The sequence below is a fragment of the Prochlorococcus marinus XMU1408 genome (assembly GCF_003208055.1).
In the GTDB taxonomy this organism is placed as follows: Bacteria; Cyanobacteriota; Cyanobacteriia; order PCC-6307; family Cyanobiaceae; genus Prochlorococcus_B; species Prochlorococcus_B marinus_A.
The window spans coordinates 76,715-94,346 of sequence record NZ_QJUE01000005.1; the positions used below are offsets into that span (position 1 = coordinate 76,715).

General features: G+C 33.1%; 22 protein-coding genes. 15 read left to right on the forward strand and 7 right to left on the reverse strand.

Annotated features, from left to right (window positions below):
* Positions 1-24: 24 nt before the first annotated feature.
* A complete protein-coding gene (locus tag DNJ73_RS06825) occupies positions 25-2,364 on the forward strand; it encodes a tetratricopeptide repeat protein (protein WP_158466967.1) in 2,340 nt (779 codons plus the stop codon).
* Here the strand turns inward: DNJ73_RS06825 and DNJ73_RS10025 are convergent.
* Together DNJ73_RS10025 and DNJ73_RS06830 are read right to left on the reverse strand one after the other, a co-directional pair.
* The gene (locus DNJ73_RS10025) at positions 2,353-2,520 is read right to left on the reverse strand and encodes a hypothetical protein (RefSeq protein WP_187152615.1); all 168 of its coding nucleotides are present in this window, start codon (positions 2,518-2,520) and stop codon (positions 2,353-2,355) included. The genes DNJ73_RS06825 and DNJ73_RS10025 overlap by 12 nt on opposite strands.
* A 99-nt stretch (positions 2,521-2,619) precedes the next feature.
* Positions 2,620-2,886, reverse strand: coding sequence for a hypothetical protein (locus DNJ73_RS06830; RefSeq protein ID WP_158466968.1), 267 nt, complete (start codon positions 2,884-2,886; stop codon positions 2,620-2,622).
* 96 nt (positions 2,887-2,982) lie between these two features.
* On the opposite strand from DNJ73_RS06830, the gene DNJ73_RS06835 reads away from it, so the two are divergent.
* Both DNJ73_RS06835 and DNJ73_RS10030 read left to right on the forward strand, forming a co-directional pair.
* Positions 2,983-3,258, forward strand: a complete 276-nt coding sequence (locus tag DNJ73_RS06835) for a SemiSWEET transporter (protein WP_158466969.1) — start codon at positions 2,983-2,985, stop codon at positions 3,256-3,258.
* Between the two features lie 79 nt (positions 3,259-3,337).
* The gene (locus DNJ73_RS10030) at positions 3,338-3,499 is read left to right on the forward strand and encodes a hypothetical protein (protein WP_011294990.1); all 162 of its coding nucleotides are present in this window, start codon (positions 3,338-3,340) and stop codon (positions 3,497-3,499) included.
* A 55-nt stretch (positions 3,500-3,554) separates the two neighbouring features.
* On the opposite strand, the gene DNJ73_RS06840 is transcribed toward DNJ73_RS10030, so the two are convergent.
* Both DNJ73_RS06840 and psbF read right to left on the reverse strand, forming a co-directional pair.
* Positions 3,555-4,076, reverse strand: coding sequence for a hypothetical protein (locus DNJ73_RS06840; protein ID WP_257473404.1), 522 nt, complete (start codon positions 4,074-4,076; stop codon positions 3,555-3,557).
* Positions 4,077-4,271: 195 nt separating this feature from the next.
* A complete protein-coding gene (gene psbF / locus DNJ73_RS06845) occupies positions 4,272-4,565 on the reverse strand; it encodes a cytochrome b559 subunit beta, long form (protein WP_158466970.1) in 294 nt (97 codons plus the stop codon).
* A gap of 193 nt (positions 4,566-4,758) precedes the next feature.
* Between psbF and DNJ73_RS06850 the strand changes: the two genes are divergently transcribed.
* The 3 genes from DNJ73_RS06850 to DNJ73_RS06860 all read left to right on the forward strand — a co-directional run bounded on the left by DNJ73_RS06850 (position 4,759) and on the right by DNJ73_RS06860 (position 6,599).
* Complete coding sequence (locus tag DNJ73_RS06850; RefSeq protein WP_158466971.1) at positions 4,759-5,193, forward strand: hypothetical protein; 435 nt, start codon at positions 4,759-4,761, stop codon at positions 5,191-5,193.
* Positions 5,194-5,659: 466 nt separating this feature from the next.
* Entirely contained in the window at positions 5,660-6,175 is a 516-nt protein-coding gene (gene fldA / locus DNJ73_RS06855) for a flavodoxin FldA (protein ID WP_158466972.1), read from the forward strand.
* 184 nt (positions 6,176-6,359) lie between these two features.
* The gene (locus DNJ73_RS06860) at positions 6,360-6,599 is read left to right on the forward strand and encodes a CopG family transcriptional regulator (RefSeq protein ID WP_257473405.1); all 240 of its coding nucleotides are present in this window, start codon (positions 6,360-6,362) and stop codon (positions 6,597-6,599) included.
* A 14-nt stretch (positions 6,600-6,613) separates the two neighbouring features.
* On the opposite strand, the gene DNJ73_RS06865 is transcribed toward DNJ73_RS06860, so the two are convergent.
* Genes DNJ73_RS06865 through DNJ73_RS06875 form a run of 3 tightly spaced genes read right to left on the reverse strand, consistent with a single transcriptional unit; the run spans position 6,614 to position 10,519 of the window.
* Entirely contained in the window at positions 6,614-8,452 is a 1,839-nt protein-coding gene (locus DNJ73_RS06865; protein ID WP_158466974.1) for an ArnT family glycosyltransferase, read from the reverse strand.
* Positions 8,453-9,568, reverse strand: a complete 1,116-nt coding sequence (locus tag DNJ73_RS06870; RefSeq protein WP_158466975.1) for a glycosyltransferase — start codon at positions 9,566-9,568, stop codon at positions 8,453-8,455. It lies immediately after the preceding gene.
* A complete protein-coding gene (locus DNJ73_RS06875) occupies positions 9,569-10,519 on the reverse strand; it encodes a DMT family transporter (RefSeq protein ID WP_158467265.1) in 951 nt (316 codons plus the stop codon).
* 53 nt (positions 10,520-10,572) lie between these two features.
* On the opposite strand from DNJ73_RS06875, the gene sppA reads away from it, so the two are divergent.
* The 9 genes from sppA to serS all read left to right on the forward strand — a co-directional run bounded on the left by sppA (position 10,573) and on the right by serS (position 17,622).
* Complete coding sequence (gene sppA, locus DNJ73_RS06880) at positions 10,573-11,382, forward strand: signal peptide peptidase SppA (RefSeq protein ID WP_158466976.1); 810 nt, start codon at positions 10,573-10,575, stop codon at positions 11,380-11,382.
* Positions 11,379-11,756 (forward strand): chorismate mutase, encoded by a 378-nt coding sequence (gene aroH, locus DNJ73_RS06885; protein ID WP_158466977.1) that lies wholly within the window; start codon positions 11,379-11,381, stop codon positions 11,754-11,756. The genes sppA and aroH overlap by 4 nt, the downstream gene beginning before the upstream one ends.
* A 99-nt stretch (positions 11,757-11,855) precedes the next feature.
* Positions 11,856-12,431: a DUF2808 domain-containing protein gene (locus DNJ73_RS06890; protein ID WP_158466978.1), complete on the forward strand. Its 576-nt coding sequence runs from the start codon at positions 11,856-11,858 to the stop codon at positions 12,429-12,431.
* A gap of 48 nt (positions 12,432-12,479) precedes the next feature.
* Positions 12,480-12,617, forward strand: coding sequence for a 50S ribosomal protein L34 (gene rpmH, locus DNJ73_RS06895; protein ID WP_158466979.1), 138 nt, complete (start codon positions 12,480-12,482; stop codon positions 12,615-12,617).
* A 39-nt stretch (positions 12,618-12,656) separates the two neighbouring features.
* Positions 12,657-13,043, forward strand: a complete 387-nt coding sequence (rnpA, locus tag DNJ73_RS06900) for a ribonuclease P protein component (protein WP_158466980.1) — start codon at positions 12,657-12,659, stop codon at positions 13,041-13,043.
* A complete protein-coding gene (locus tag DNJ73_RS06905) occupies positions 13,040-13,450 on the forward strand; it encodes a PH domain-containing protein (RefSeq protein WP_158466981.1) in 411 nt (136 codons plus the stop codon). The genes rnpA and DNJ73_RS06905 overlap by 4 nt, the downstream gene beginning before the upstream one ends.
* Before the next feature lie 84 nt (positions 13,451-13,534).
* The gene (gene yidC, locus DNJ73_RS06910) at positions 13,535-14,683 is read left to right on the forward strand and encodes a membrane protein insertase YidC (protein WP_158466982.1); all 1,149 of its coding nucleotides are present in this window, start codon (positions 13,535-13,537) and stop codon (positions 14,681-14,683) included.
* A gap of 57 nt (positions 14,684-14,740) precedes the next feature.
* Entirely contained in the window at positions 14,741-16,219 is a 1,479-nt protein-coding gene (locus tag DNJ73_RS06915; RefSeq protein WP_158466983.1) for an AAA family ATPase, read from the forward strand.
* 122 nt (positions 16,220-16,341) lie between these two features.
* A complete protein-coding gene (gene serS / locus DNJ73_RS06920; protein ID WP_158466984.1) occupies positions 16,342-17,622 on the forward strand; it encodes a serine--tRNA ligase in 1,281 nt (426 codons plus the stop codon).
* The last annotated feature ends 10 nt before the right edge of the window (positions 17,623-17,632 follow it).

The following is a 17,632-nucleotide window of genomic DNA, read 5'->3' on the forward strand; positions in this document are numbered from 1 at the left end:
ATAAAAAAAATTAATTAGAGTTCTTTGGGTGGTTTCGGAAAAAAGAAACAAGAGAATAAAGGCTCTTCTAAAAAACTCCTAAAGCTTCCAGAAAAGGAGCTGAGAGCAAGATCTATCAATAATCATTTAAAAGGTAAATTGGTTGAGGCAGAAAAAGGATATTTAGCTTATATAAAAAATGGATTTTATGATGCGGATATATTTTCAAATTATGCGCTAATTTGTGAAGAGAAGGGAGAATTAGATAAAGCCATTAAACTATATGAAAAATGCACATTAAATTCTCCAAACCATATTTTCTCAAAGTTTAACTTATCTTTTTTATACTATAAATTAAATAATCTAGTAAAAGCAGAAATACTAATTGAAAATGCTATAGAATTAAACCCAAATTTGCCAAATGGATATTGTATTAAAGGATTAATTTTAAAGAAATTAAATAAATATAATGATTCAAAAAAATCGCTTAATAAAGCTATTGAAATAGACCCTAATTACTTTGATGCATATATCAATCTAGGATTATTAAGTAAAGATTATAATAAATATAATGATGCAGAAAAATATTATTTAAAAGCAATTAAAATAAATAGTAATTCTGCCATAGCTCATTTAAATTTAGGAGCATGCTATAAAGAAAAACTAGAAATAGATAAAGCAATATTATATACAGAAATAGCTATAAAATTAGATAGCAAATTAGAAAATTCATATTTGAATCTTGCAACAATCTATAATGAGAAGGGTGACTATAATAAATCAATTGAACTTGCAAAAAAAGAACTTACAATCAATCAAAAAAGTGACTTGGTTTTCCAACTTATAAGTGAGATATTAAAAACAAATCAACCGCTAAATATATCAGAAAAAGATAACAGAGAGTACCTTAAAAATATATTAAATAGAAAAGATATTTCACATCGAGAACTTTTTGGAAGTATCGATAATCTTATTTCAAATCAAATATTAGAAAAATTATCGATTTTAAAGTCTGAACCATATGATAATAAAGAGTTTAATATTCTTATAAGAGATAAAGAATTAATAAAAGCTCTTTCTTTATTAATTTTTTGCTCCCCTTTATGGGAAAAAGTTTTACGAAATTTGCGTAAGAATCTGCTTATTAAGTTTTCAGAAGGTATACAAGTCAACAACAATATTTTAAACTTCACAATTGCACTAGGTTCACAATGCTTCATAAATGAGTATGTCTATTATATATCTGAAGAAGAAAAATATATACTTGATAAAATTAAGAATTCAATTAATAAGAATACTAATCAAGATTATAAATTAGCTCTAATCTCTTGTTATCAATCTTTATATTCAATTAATTCTGAATTTATTAATTTGGATAGTTATATATCTAATAATAAAGAATTTAATAAATTACTTGATTTACAATTTAATGAGGTATCAAATGAAAAAAACATTTCAAGTGAAATCCTAAAAGTAGGTAATATTGATGATTTAATTTCTAAAGAAGTGAAAAGCCAGTACGAATTAAACCCATATCCTAGGTGGATATATAATTCATATGCAAAAGAAAAAAAAGTAAACTTTTTATCAATTATCAATTCTGAAATTTATCCTAATTCTATTGATGAAAATCTAATCAAATTAACCGACAAAAAATTAAATATACTCATAGCAGGATGTGGAACTGGCATTCAAGTACTAGAAGCATCTAGATATAACAACTGTGAGATAACAGCAATTGATTTAAGCAATGCAAGCATCTCATATGCAAAAAGAAAAGTCGATGAATATGGAATGACAAATATAAAATTTATAGAAATGGATCTTCTTGAACTAAAACAGCTAGACAAAAAATTTGATCTGATTGAATGTTCAGGTGTTCTTCATCATATGAAAGACCCTGCTAGGGGTTTATCAAATTTAGTTGATTCTTTAGAACCAAGAGGTTTTTTAAAACTAGGTTTATACAGCAAGTATGCACGACAAGAAATACTAAGAGCAAGAGAAATAATCAAAGAGAAAAAAATAAATCCAAGTCTTGATAAAATAAGAAGCTTTCGCAATGATGTTCTTAATGGAGATCTAAAACAATTAAACGAAATAACAGATTGGTCTGATTTCTACTCAACATCAATGTGTAGAGATCTCTGCTTTCATAGTCAAGAAAAATGTTACTCTCTCATTGAAATCAAAAAGATAATAGAAATATCTAATCTAGAATTCCTAGGATTTACTCTTTCAAAAGACGTAAAAAACAATTTCCAAAGTAAATATAAAAATATAAATTCTTTAAAAGATTTAAAGGTATGGGATAAATTTGAAAAAATCTATCCTAATTCTTTTAGAGAGATGTATCAATTTTGGACAAGAAAATCAATTAAATAGTTGATCTTCCAATCCTGGTATAAACATTTTAGATAAGGAGAAAATAAACAATATTGCAAGAATATTTCCTAACATAGCCAAAGCAAAACGAATTCTTAAATCCTTAGCAAATGGAAGTAAGTTTTCCCAAAGTTGAAGTAATGGTCCGCCTGCCATTGGCTATTAATATTTAATTACTAACAGCTTACAGTGCTAATAGCTTATTGGCTATAGAAGAAACAAGTTTAAATGGTTAAACAATTATATTTGTCTTTTTTACTTAAAATTTGCTCTCATACCAAATAAAATTATCAATCCTATAGATATTAGGGCCAAAGGGTAAAGCGAGACTAGTAAAATATCTGTTAACTTTTCAGGTCTATTCACAATAAATAAGCCAACTATAAATATTATTATTGGGAAAAGTATAAGAGATTTTATCCATAGTCCTTCACTCCATTTTTTTGTCTTATTATCTTCATCTAATAAATTTTTAATTTTCTCTTTTAAAACTTCATCAACATAATCAGTTTGATCTATCATAAAATTTTAATAATAAAGCTACTAATGTAAGATAAAACTACACGATAATTTATTCATTATCAAATATTTGTTCATCAACCTTTCCAATAAGAAAATATGAGTGAATTAAACTATATAGATCTCTTTGGTTTTTTGGCTGCATTACTCACAACTATAGCTTTCTTACCTCAACTCTATAAAACCTGGCGAACCAAGTCAGCGGATGATGTTTCATTAATTATGTTAATTCTATTTATAATAGGTCTATTTTGTTGGATTATTTACGGTTTTAAAATCAAATCCGTTCCCATTTTAGTTGCTAACATAATTACCTTTATATTTAATTTTTCAATCTTAGTTTTAAAAATTACTTATAGCGAAACAGACGGATAAAGGGATTCTTTTATATATATTAAATTATTTTTTTTGAGCTCCTTTAGAAGCTATAGTTTAAGAAGAATTATTTAATTAAATGTCAGGAGAAGAACTACAACTTATTGGCAGATCTTTAGCTCTGCATCCTCCTGTAATGATAATTACACTAGGTTTATTCATGTATATCAGAGGGAAAGCTATTGCAAGTAGTAACCCAACAAAGAAAGTTACTCCGTTTTTTCCTTTTAGAAACGTTTAAATATTAAATTTGCTATAAACTCTTATCCAAATAAAACAAATTATTTAGCTAACTTTTAACCAAAAGGATTTGTTCCTTTAAGTGGCCCTACAAATAGAAATTCCATAACAGCTCCTGTTATTGCGACAGGAAAAACCCAAATAGACATAAATCTAATTCCCATAAATTTCATTCCTCCTTCTCCAGCAAATGCATCTTTAGTCATTGTGTAGACGGTTTCAGTGTCTCTTACTGAGTATCTGTTTTCTCCAGGGCTAGAATAAGGTTGAGCAAAATTCAAATTATTAATTAAATTTCTTACTTTGTTATGCAACACTATAGGCCAAACCCATAAGAAAAATATACGACTAGCGAATGCAAAAGTATCTGATTGAGGTATTCCTAATTGCTTATTTGCCTTATCTTTTGGGAAAGCGTCCTCAATAATAGATGAAATTAGATTTTGATCTGTTGGAAATACCTCTTTTTTATTAGCTTCTTTTGATTGATTACTTGGTGAAACAAGTTCGGTTTCAGTATTTTCTAAAACAGCCGTAGAGCTATTGTTTTCTTTCAGATTTGATTCTTGACTTTCCATGACAAACTTTTTTCTAAGTGAATTATAAGATGCCTTGGTGATTTTTGATTAAAGAAATATATAATTTAAAAATATTCAATAGAAGATTCAATAGAAAATTCAATAGAAATTTTAATTGTCTCTTTTTATTCAATAAAAAAAGGCCACCTAACGATAAGCCTTTTTTTATTTTTATTTTTATTTTTATTTTTTAAATTATGCGTTTATTACACCACGGCGAATAAATTGCATTGCAAAAATCGCACCAAGGAAAAACACTGTTGGAATACCTAATGCATTTACTGCCAAAGTTCTTACCGTAAATACAGGGTATCCATCTTGAGGTCTTCCTTTATCTGCAACGATTGCTGTATCTTCCCAAACCTGCTGGTTTTGAATAGTAGGACCATTATCCCAGACAAATACTCCCCATCTTCTCAACCAATAATCAGTAAAAGCAACTGAAAAAATGACTGGGGTAAGTACCAGGAGTAATTTGAAGTTGATCATCCATCTATATATTTATCCAATAAATACTCGCATACGAGAGCCAAAAAGGCTGATTGATTGATTGACCTTATGGATTCTGTAACAAATTGGGGGGAAATTTAGAAGCTTTAATAACTCTCTCAGTTGACTTGCAATACTTCTGATATGGTGTCTAAGTTGCCTCTACAAAGGCCTAAATTAATTGGTTTAGTTTATGGAATTTGGTTTTAAAGAAATCCTTTTTGGACTTGCTGGAGTAAGCATGATTGCTTGGGCTGGAGTAATTGGTCTCTGGCATACATACATGTTCCCAAGATTTTTCAAAGAAGATACCAATAGAATTAACAGAGCTTCTCCATTGAGTTCTGACCAGTCAGCTCCACAAACAAGTAGCTCAAATAAACCTTGGTTTATTGACGATGAAGGTGGCCGCCTTACACCTGATACAGCTCTGGGAGCAATAGGTCTTAGCGATAGAGGAAAATACAGCAAAAAATCTTTTGTAGTTGCTGATTTTAATCCTGTTGAATCTGATTATGGTGTAAATAGGCTTTACACCTCGATTTTAATTGGATTAGCTATCAGCTCATTTGTCATGATTTCCTTTGGACTTCAAAGTGGATTTGGCATGATGGGACCAACCTTATAAATTGGTTCGAGTTAAATCTCAAAAAAATAGGGCTAGAAAAATAATTTAATTTGTAGCTATTTAATAGCCCTTAAAAAGTCAGGCTCAATATTTTAGAGCTTGACTTTTTTATTGAGTAGGAATTCAACTGAAGAAATGTTTTCAGATAAAGATCTAAAAAAATAAAGACTGTGGAAAATTTTTAAATATTTTGTATTTATTTGATTAAAAAAATAATAGCATTTAATTTTTCCTCCAAAAGCTCCAAATCATTTTCTCTTCAAACCCTTTGATAGCTTTGGTTTCAGAACAGCGATGAGGAAGTAATGAAAACCAAAGGATTACTCCCCCAACAACAAAAGTGACAGATATTGACTTTTTTATGTATCAAAAATCAATATTCAATAGACAAGAAAATTTAAAAAAAACCAAATTCACTCTAAATGTGCAAAGCTGCTTTAAAATATCGTTGATTTTAAATTGCTCCATGACTGTAGGAATCTACTTCGCTACAACAACAGGTAAAACCGAAGATATAGCTGAACGGCTTCACGGCTTACTTGACTCTGCTGAAGGTCCAAAGGATATTTCAGATGTCGATGACCTTAGTGAATTAGCTGGACATGATGGGGTTATTTGTGGCATCCCAACATGGAACACTGGGGCTGATTCAGAAAGATCAGGCACTGCTTGGGACTCAATCCTTGAAGACATTGGTGAGCTAAATCTCAGTGGTAAGAAAGTTGCAATCTTCGGCTTAGGAGATTCTTCTACTTATACTGAAAACTATTGCGATGCAATGGAAGAACTCCATAGATACTTCCAGCAAGCAGGCGCTTCAATGGTGGGGTATGTTTCAAAGTCTGATTACACATTTGACGAGTCAAAAAGTGTGGTTGGTGAAGAATTTTGCGGATTACCACTAGATGAAGACAGCGAATCAGATATGACTGATGAAAGACTTTCAGGATGGGCTGAAAAACTTAAAGGGGAAATGTTCTAATTATCAGAAACCAAAATCTTTTATCTTCCTAAGTAATTACTTAGGAAGATTTTTTTTGTAAATTTTCAAATGAGATGAAAACACTGGAATGACGAAGGAAAGAATATCTCCAAAAAAAATTCATTTCTTAAAGCTATTCAAAAAAAACCCCCAAAAAGACCGAAGATATCTTAATGTTTTCTTTATGAACTCAAATAGCTGTCCAGGCCAAAACATTTCTATTAGCGTAAATCTTTCCCTGAAAGATGAGACTTTGCGTATGTTGATAGAGATGGCTGATGATATGGGAGCTAGTCTTGAAGATGTTTTAAGCTCCATAGCTGAGGACTCGGTCATCGATTTAAAAAGGCTACAGGATGACTTAGGTATTGTTATTATTCCTGAAAAATGCAGTAAACAAGATTTAATCAACTCAATTCAATAGTTTATAGAGAAGTATCAAAATCTTTCAGGTCTAGGATTTTTCCAAGTAGTAATAACACCTTCTTTTTTTAAATCTTTAGCTCTTCTTTCAAGCTTTCCTCTATTAATTCTCCAAACGCTATATACACCAAATTCTCCTAATATTTCAGGGTTTAAGCCTTGCCAATAGGTTTTCACAACTGATCTTTTATCGATAATCAAAAGAGCCGTTTCTGTTCCGTTTTTTCCATATATTGGTCTTCCTTCCCAACCTCTTCTCTTCTCATTGGCAAGTCGATCTGAAACATTTACCAAGGCATTTTTAGATCGACCTTCAAAAATTATTACTTGATTAGTATAAAAATGAATGGAGGGTTTCATAGCCCCAACCATTACAAAAGTCTCGTTGTTAATCTTAGATTTTAGAAGTAGATCAGATGCTTGTCTTAGAGGCAGTTGTCTTAATCTATCTGCTAAATTAAAAGTTGGTAGCACAATAAAAAAATGTGTTAAAAGCAATGGAATCTGAAGAATTAGTAACTTTCCATATAATTTTCTAGAAGAAAATATAATCCCTAGAAAAGCAATTAAAAGAAAGATAAATCCTGCTTTATAAAGTAAAAAACTATTGATTAATTCTTCCTGAAAACCAGGAATTTCAGGATCATTAAGAAGACCAATCCATAGTTTAGAAGAGAAGAAAATTATGGAAAAGAGTATAGATAAAAATATTGTAAAATTCCATGCTATAGATTTTAATGATTCCTTTTTTACATGATTTGTTAAAGAAAAAGATATTAAAATTGATGCTGCAGGAGTAGCAGGAAGCCAATAGCTAGGCAGCTTAGTTGCCGAAATTGTAAAGAAGATAAATACAGATATTAACCAAAAAAATGAAAACTCAAATAAAGACTTGTCTGGACTTTTAATTACTCTTCTAGTCCATTTAAATATATTGCAAAAATTATTCCAAATACTTATTAATAAAAATGATGTAAAGGGTAAAGAAGCTATACACAATACTATTAAAAAAAACCACCACGGTTCGCCATGTGAATTTACTACTGAAGTAAATCTTTGAAGATTATGATAACCAAAAAAACTTTCTAAAAAAGGTTTGCCCTCTATTAGTAATTCAATCAAATACCAAGGAAAACTAATAATAAAAACAATAAATAGACCTGGTATTACCTTTAATAATTTTAAAATTCTAGAAAAATCGTTTTGAAATAAACCAAAAAAGAAAATTGTTATCCCGGATAAAATCAACGCAACAGGACCTTTAGTTAAAACTGCCAATGACAAAAAAATCCATGACAACCACCAGACTTCACCTTCTGGATTCGCGTATCTTCTCCATTTCAAAAGCAAGCAAATCCCAAGAGTGCTACAAAGCAATGCATCACTTACAGCAATTCTTCCCCAAATAACTACTAAAGGCGAAAAGGCGAATGTCATTGCAGCAACAATTGCTGTTCTTCTGCTGCAATAATTTTCTTCTTGTGGATATCTCATTATTGTGTCCCCTAAAACAAGCATCAAGAAAATTGTTGATACTGCAGAAGGAAGTCTGGAAGCCCAGGTTCCCAGAGGATCCCAAAAACTATTCCATGGGATTGAAAAACCAATGCCCATTAACCAATAAACCAAAGGAGGTTTATCAAAACGAGGTAATCCATTAACTTGAGGTGTTAGCCAATTCCCCGTTTCTGCCATTGCCCTACTAGCTGCAGCAAACAAAGGTGGAGTCTCATCAACTAAACCGGTTGAACCTAATTGCCATATAAAAGTTATGAAGCCAATAAACAAAATAAAAAGAAGACCTCTTCTTCTTTGTCGAAAAGATGGTATTTGTGAATTCGTTAAGCTTTTCAATTATCTAGGTAAATCTGTAAGCAAATTTTTGTTTAAACCTTTATTAATCCAACTCTCAACTCGTTTAGCAAAAACCTCGTTAGAAGCTTTTGACTCAAACCAATCTCTGCAATTTCTCCTTTTAATTTTTGAGACTGATTGTATTGCTTTTATCATTCCTTCAATATCATTAGGCTGAACTAAAAAGCCATTATATCCATCTTCGATCAATTCTCCAGGGCCTCCAAGATCGTATGCAATTACGGGCACACCACAAGCCATAGCCTCAACAATGACATTACCGTAAGCCTCATTCCATTTTGGGGTGTTTATAAAAGCTCTACATTTTCCCAGTTGTTTTTGAAATTCATTCGTCGGTAAAAACCCTTTCCAATCAACAATTCCTTTCCCAAACTTATTTTCTATTTCTGTTGCATATTCATTGTCTTCCATAAGTCCCCAAACCAATAATTTTTCATCTAAATAATTGGCAACCTTTACTGCATCTTCTAATCCTTTTTCTGGAGCTATTCTTCCAGCCCAGCCTAATGGTCCATTCTGATTTTGATTGAAAACATAATTTTCCATATCAAAACCATTTCCAACAATAATTGGATCTATATTTAATAAATAGTCTTTTGATTGTCTTTTAGTATGAAAAGCTAACTGAAAAGGGAATAATTGACTTATTTCAGTAATAATTTCTTTCATTACTAAAGATTCATTACCCATACTAATTAAATGAAATATTTTAATTCTCTGTGTTTTTGTTAGCCATAAAGGAAGCCAATCATATGCAAAGTTAATAACAGCGTCATATTGACTTGCTAAGTTAATAACAATCTCCCATAATTTCGGTAAAACACTATTAGAAGGAATCAAAACGGGATCAGTTTTTTTTTGATGCTGCCAACTTGGCTGATCAATTCCATCTATTAATCTTATTTCAAGATTTTCACTTTCGAATGGTACTTTTGATCCTTTTGGAGCGACTAAAATAATTTTATGACCTAAAGATATTAATCCTTTCATCAAAGAAATAATAGTCAATTCAACTCCTCCACCTTTTCCACTTCCTAAAAAACCAATAGGCGTACTTACAAGAATAAGTTTTAGTTGCTTATTTGTTCCTTTCATTTAAGCTTCCTCTATTAATTTGTTATTACTTTTACCTCCCCAAAATCTTCCCCTTTGACTTACGAATAATACAGAAATCAAAACCAAAACTACTCCAATCCATTGGAGAAAAAATAGTCTCTCCCCCAACCATATTCCACCAGTAATCAAAGCAAAAACTGGTGTTAAGAAAGCAAGGGTACTAAAACTTGTTAATTCTTTGCGGCTTGCAAACCAAAAAAACAATCCATAAGCAAGTGCGCTCCCAAATAAGCTTGAATAAGACATTAAAGTCCATTCAAAAGCCGACCAATCTGGTACTAAAGGCCAGTTCTTGTCAAAAGCATGCCAAACGAGTAGAGGAATACTCCCTAAAACCATATGCCAACCTGTTACTGCTACGGGATCACTATTTTTGCAAGCAAATCGAATAAGGACTGTTCCCAAGGCCATAGAAGTTGCTGCGCATATCATCCAAATTTCACCATGGCTTAAAAAATTACTTCCCGATTCAAATTTGCCAAGCAAAAACCAATTTCCAAGAAGTTCAGTAGGAACGCCTAGACAGATAATTCCCACCAAGCCAAGAACCAAGCCAAGCCATCCAATTGGATTTATTGCATCTCCAAACAAAACTCTTGCTAATAGAGCAACCATCAAAGGTTGAGAATCAATAAGAACAGACCCTAATCCTGCTCCTGTTTCCATTAAGCCTTTTGCTAGAAAAATCTGAAATAATGTTGCGTCAATAAGAGTAAATACAAAAAACCACACCAAATCATCTTTTGAAATATTCCAACTCCTCTTCAAAAAAGGAACCGAAGCTAAAACAATAAGGCCTGCAGGCAAAAGCCTTAGTGAGGCAACAATCTCAGGTCCCGCCGCATTAACTAAAGGTGCCATTGCCGCCATTGAGGTACCCCAAAGAGCGAATGGCAAAATCATCAAAAACCAATTCCAAATGACAAACATGAGGTCAGAAAGCAATCTCCTTTTTAAGATCAATAAAGTTATGCATAATTTGAATGATTTGGCCCTTGAGCCGCAAATCCAAAAAAAGGATGGCACGAATCTGTATTGAAGGTCCTATCAATGCAGAAACTCGAAAAAATGTTCTCAAAGCATTAAAGCAAATTGAGGAAAGAGAATTCCCTGCTCTATTACTTCGCATTGATAGCCCAGGAGGAACAGTAGGTGATAGCCAGGAAATTCATGGTGCTCTCTTGAGGCTAAGAGAAAAAGGTTGTCACGTCGTAGCTAGTTTTGGCAATATCTCAGCCTCTGGAGGTGTCTATATAGGAGTTGGAGCTGAAAGAATTGTTGCCAATGCAGGAACAATAACAGGATCAATAGGAGTGATTTTAAGGGGAAACAATTTATCAAAGCTATTAGAAAAAGTCGGCATAAAATTTGAGACTGTAAAAAGTGGGATTTACAAAGATATACTTTCCCCTGATCGTCCTTTATCAACTGAGGAGAGGGCACTTCTTCAATCTTTGATTGATAGCAGTTATGAACAATTTGTTTCAGCAGTTGCAAAAGGAAGAAATTTATCAACTGATACAGTCAAAAGCTTTGCCGATGGAAGAGTTTTCACTGGAGAGCAAGCTAAAGAATTTGGCCTAGTAGATGAGATTGGAGATGAAAATGATGCAAAATTACTTGCTATAAAAATTGCAAATCTAGATGAAAAAACGAAGCCAATTACCTTTGGCAAAACTAAGAAAAAGTTATTAGGTCTCATACCAGGAGGTAAAATAATTCACGATTTTTTAATTGCATTAAATTTAGAGTTGGGGGGAAATGGACAAATTCTTTGGCTCTATAAGCCATGAGATTTCAAAATGAATTCAATTATCTATGTGCATTGAGAGGTGCTACTACTTGTGAAAACAATTCCGTTGAGTCAATTACTACGGCGGTGGAAGAATTGCTAACACAACTAGTATCCAGAAATAATTTGATCCCAGATCAAATTATTTCTGTTACTTTCTCTGTCACCACAGACTTAGATGCTTGTTTCCCTGCTTCAGTCGCTAGAAAAAAAACTGGCTGGGAAAAAATAGCACTTTTAGACTGCCAACAAATGTCGGTCAAAGGGGATTTATCTAAATGTATTCGGCTACTTGCTTACGTTTGGTTACCTAAGGAACAAACTCCCCAAAATCCTTATATCGCCAGGGCAAAGAAACTTCGTCCAGATCGATAATTCCAGAGATTTTTGCCAACAAACGATTATATTTAGTTAACTTCACGCAAATGCACTTGAAAATATTCAAGTGATCAATATTTTCAAGCAACTTAAATCATGTTCAAAAAGCAATCATTTCCATTTATCAAGAAAGTTTTTTTTATTGGATTGTCAGCTTTTTTATTTGGAACAGGAGCTATTAGCTTAGCTCCAAAGTCTTCAGCATCTCCTGGTTTTTTTGAATATCAATGGGATCCAGAGCCAGGGTACAAACAACTAAAATACTATCAATCCTCAAATGAAAGAAATGATAGAGCAACTTATTACTTTTTCCTTAGAGGTAAAGAAAGGAAAGAAGATATTATTAAATTAACTCTTGCTATTCCTGATTATTTTGATGCAAAAATAAAGACAAAAAAGCTAAGTTTATGTAAAGTAAAGATAGGTGGATATACTGAAAGGACTCGTTGTCTTCAAAATATTCCATCTTTAATTAATGTAAATGCAAAACAAACTTCTATTGAGATAGTTCCCGAAAAACCAATTCCTTTAAATAAAGATAACTACGCAGTTGTAATGAAAATTTTTAATCCTAGAAAAAGAGGCATGTTTCAATTCAGAGCCCTTTCTCAACAAGCAGATGACATTACTGTCTCAACATATTTAGGTACCTGGAACATAGACATACAGTGAACTGATAAATTAACCTTTGTATCTAATCTAATAAGGGCATAAATAGAAATGACAAAAAGGACCTTTGGAGGAACCAGCAGAAAAAGAAAAAGAGTTTCTGGTTTCAGAGTGAGGATGAGATCTCACACTGGCAGGAGAGTAATCAGAACTCGTAGAAAAAGAGGCAGAGCTCGTTTAACAGTCTAAAAACAGCCTCATCAAGATAATTAAAAAAAGTTTCTCATAATGGTTTTGCCAAAACGAATGAGACTAAAAGGTCATAGATCTTTTGACTTCATCTATAAGGAAGGCTCAAGATTCCACAGCTCGTCAATGGTCCTGAGAGTTACACAAGCGAATAAAAAACTCATAGCAAAAGACATAAGCTCAAAGAATAAGCCATCCATAAAATGTGCCATATCAATAAGCAACAAAGTAAGCAAAAAATCGGTTATTAGAAATAAGCTTCGTCGGGTATTCCACCAACATTTGTCATACAGACTTTCTAAGATGACTTTGGATAATGAAGTATGGGCTTTTATTTCTTTGAAACCTTCATGCTTGAAAAATCACACTAGCACTCTACTTAAAGAATGTGACAAACTACTCATCAAAGCTGGATTAACTCAATGACTATTAGTCCTAATGAAGATATTTTTTACGAAGGTGGTCCTGCAGGTGGAGATTTAGTAATAAATTTGTTAGCTGGAATAACATTAATTGGTCTCCCTTTCACTTTTGGAGCATTAGTCAGAGCCCTTTGGGTTCGATACAAAATAACTACACGTAGGATCTCAGTCACTGGTGGCTGGCTTGGTCGTGATAGAACTCAGGTTGTTTATAGCCAAATAGCTGAAATCAGAGCAATTCCAAGAGGTTTAGGATCATATGGTGATATGGTTTTAGTCTTAAAAGATGGAGCTCGTCTTGAGATGAGATCAATTCCAAATTTTCGTGAAACAGAAAATTATATCCTAGATAAAATAGAAAATTCTTCGACCAATAAGGTCAATAAAGATGTTCAAGGTTTTTCAAACTAATGAGCCCTTACAAATATGTGAGACAAGAGCACATCTTCTAAGGCAAACTGTCCTAACAACCTCAATCTTTCAACACTAAAAACCGTGATCGGGTACATCTCAGACAATCTACTTATCCCGATCCTAGATTTTTTCTACGGATTAGTTCCAAGTTACGGACTAGCGATTGTCGCATTAACCATAGTTATTCGCTTAGCACTTTTCCCTCTTAGCGCTGGTTCTATTAGAAGCGCAAGAAGGATGAAAATAGCTCAGCCTGTCATGCAAAAAAGACAAGCTGAGATCAAAAGTCGCTATGCAAGCAATCCTCAAAAGCAGCAAGAAGAATTAGGGAAATTAATGGGTGAATTTGGAAGTCCATTAGCTGGATGCCTTCCCTTACTTGTTCAGATGCCTATTTTGTTTGCATTATTTGCAACTTTGAGGGGTTCACCTTTTGCTGATGTACCTTATTTAGTCAATCTTAAAGTTTTACCCTCAGACCAAATAGCAGCTGTAGAACCAAAACCTTTTAAAACAGCAAAGCATTCAATTTTTATAACCGAAAAGAATCATTTCCCTGTTATTGCAGCTCTTCCGGGTGGCACAAAAATTGGTTCAGGGGATTCAGTCAAAATTAACTTGCAAACCTTGAATGGAGATTCCTATGTAAATGAATTAAAGAAATATGAAGATGGCCCAAAATTTTCTCCTTCGTGGAAAGTAACTAAAGGAGAAGACATTGTAAAAGTATCTTCTGATGGGACAGTAAATGCACTTACTCCTGGAGATGCAACAGTAGAAGCAAAGATTCCTGGGTTAGCAGCTAAAAGCGGATTCTTGTTTATAAAGGCTTTGGGGAATGTTGGCTTTTATGTCGATGGGGCCATACATTGGGATATTGCAATTCTAGTCGCAAGTTTTGGGTTGACTCTTGTCATTTCTCAAGTTCTCTCTGGAAGAGGAATGCCAGTGAACAAACAACAATCAACTGCTAATAAAATCACACCGGTAATGATAACTGGAATGTTTTTATTCTTCCCCTTGCCTGCTGGTGTTCTTCTTTACATGGTTATTGCCAATATCTTTCAAGGTTTACAAACCTTTCTTCTAAGCAGAGAAGCTCTACCAGAAAATTTACAAAAAATTCTTGATGACCAATTAAAACAAAAAGATAAACCCTCTGTTTCTATTGCTTCTGAAATAATTTCTGATTCAGATAGATTACCTTTTGAACCAAAAAGCAATAAATAAATATAGCGAAAGCTTATTATGAAAATTGAGCTAAATATAGAATTAAATTAATAACTGATGTCTAATTGGGATGAACAACTTGATCTACTAATTAGAGCCAGAACACCTATTATCTGGATAAGGAGTAATGAAGAAGAAAGAGTTGAAACACTTTTAAAGAATTCCACTAAAAGGCTCTCCCCCAGAAGACTTGCAACTTGGGATTATATTGATGGAATTAGTAATATTCTTAATTGCAATAATCTAGGATCAAGACAGCCAATGGCCGTCCTTGAATGGCTGAAAAAACTGGATGAAAGTTCTCCTACGATTCTTTTGTTAAAAGATTTTCACCATTTTTGTGATGATCCAGGCATTCTTAGAATGCTTAAAAATTTAACTATTAATCTTCGTTCAAAACCTCATTCAATAATTATCAGTTCTGGGTTATGGAGCCCTTCCAATGATTTAGAAGAAGACCTAACAATTCTTGACCTTCCTCTACCTAAGGGAAATGAAATTAAGACACTTTTATCCAATATTGCTGAGGCTAGTAAATCTCAATTAGATGAAAGCGTTCTAAAGGAACTTACAAATGCATGTAGTGGTCTAAGTGAATCCAGAATTCGTAAAGTAGCAGCAAGAGCTCTTGCTCAAAGAGGTCAAATAGGTAAAGAAGATTTAGTAGAAGTATTAGAAGAAAAACGACAATCTATTGCTCGAAGCGAGGTACTGGAATATTGCAAAACAAATAAATCACCAAAAGATGTTGGTGGTTTACAAATACTGAAAGATTGGTTAAAGCAAAGAAAACAAGCTTTCTCAGAAGAAGCAAAAGATTTTGGATTGCCTCTTCCAAAAGGCGTTTTGCTAGTTGGTCCTCAAGGTACAGGCAAATCTCTAGTATCAAAAGCGATAGCCAATAGTTGGTCTATGCCATTGTTAAGACTAGATGTAGGAAGATTATTTGCTGGTTTAGTGGGAGCCAGTGAAGCTCGTACAAGAGAAACTATTCAACGTGCTGAAGCAATGGCGCCTTGCATTTTATGGATTGACGAAATTGACAAAGCTTTTGGGGGCGATGGAAGAAGTGACGGAGGAACAAGTCAGAGGGTTCTTGCAAACATTCTCACCTGGATGTCAGAGAAAACTTCTTCTGTTTTTCTAGTAGCAACTGCAAATGGAATAGATAAACTTCCTGCAGAGCTACTAAGAAAAGGAAGGTTTGATGAAATTTTCATGTTGGAATTACCTACTAAAAACGAGAGACATAGTATTCTTGAACTTCATCTTCAACAAAGAAGACCTAATTTAAAAATTGATTTAAGAGCTACTGTTGATAGAACTGAGGGATTTTCTGGTGCAGAATTAGAACAATCAGTAATTGAGGCAATGTATTTTGCATTTGCTGAAAAGCGAGAGCTTCTTGAAAGTGATCTAATTCTTGCCACCAGTCAACTAGTTCCTCTCTCTAGAACCGCAAGAGAGCAACTTGAGTCTTTAAAAGATTGGGCTTCGAGTGGAAGAGCAAGAGCTTCATCTCCAAAACTTTTTTAAATTTTCTATTAATTTGAGTTTTTAAGACAAAAAAATAGTTCTTAATTTAAAAGCGCTTATAAAGTTTAATTATTTATAGGAACAGTTAACGATTAGGCTAAAAGGAGTTCTTCAATCAGATAGTGATAGATCAGCGACTACTAAGAGAAAATCCTAAACTAATTGAAGAAGGGCTTAAATCAAGAGGAATAGATATTGATTTAGGTTCTCTTCAGAAATTCAGCAAAGATCTTAAAAAGCTAGAAGAAAAGAAAAATACACTACAAGCCGAAGGAAATGCAATTGGTAAAGAAGTTGGACAAAACATAAAAAGAGGCCTCTCTCAAAGTTCTGAAGAAATTTCAAACCTTCGTAGCAAGGGAAATCAAATTAAAAAACAAGTTGCGCTAATTGAAGAGGAAGAAAAATCAATATCACAAAAATTAAATGAAAAAATACTTTGCTTGCCTAATCTTCCAGAAAAAGATTGTATTAAGGGAAAAAGCGAGAAAGATAACAAGCAAATCAGAATCTGGGGGCAACCTTTTTCAGGCAATAATCTTAAGGAGCATTGGGAAATTGCTAATAAGTTAAAACTCTGGGATAGTGAGAGATCTTCATTAATAGCCAAAAGTCGATTTGTAACCCTATTTAACCAAGCTGCAAAACTTGAAAGATCACTTATAAATTTCATGCTTGATTTGCATGTTAAGAAAGGATATTTAGAAGTTCTTCCTCCAGCACTTGTAAACACAGCCAGTCTTACAGGATCGGGACAGCTTCCAAAATTTGCGGAAGAGAGTTTTCGATGCGCAGATGATGATTTATGGCTTACACCTACCGCTGAAGTTCCCTTAACATCTCTTCATCGAGGTGAGATTATTCCTAAAGACTTACTCCCTTTAAAATATGTAGCTTATAGTCCTTGCTTTAGAAGAGAAGCTGGAAGTTACGGAAGGGATACTAGAGGCCTTATAAGACTTCATCAATTCAATAAAGTTGAACTTTATTGGTTTTCGACCCCAGAAAACTCTGAAGAAGCTTTAGAAACAATTACTTCTGATGCAGAATCTGTTCTTAGAGAACTCGAACTGCCTTATAGAGTAATTCAGCTTTGTACAGGAGATTTAGGTTTCTCTGCAAAAAAAACTTATGATTTGGAGGTTTGGTTGCCAGGTGCTAATGCCTATAGAGAAATATCTAGTTGCAGCAATTGTGGAGACTTCCAAGCGAGAAGATCATCAATACGAACAAAAGATAAAAATAAAAAGAATATACTTTTGCACACTTTAAATGGAAGTGGATTGGCTATAGGCCGTACTATGGCAGCGATTTTAGAAAATGGTCAACAATCTGATGGAAGTATCAATTTACCAAAAGCCTTAATACCTTACTTCGGTTCGAACAAATTAAAGCCAGAATAACCCAATCAAA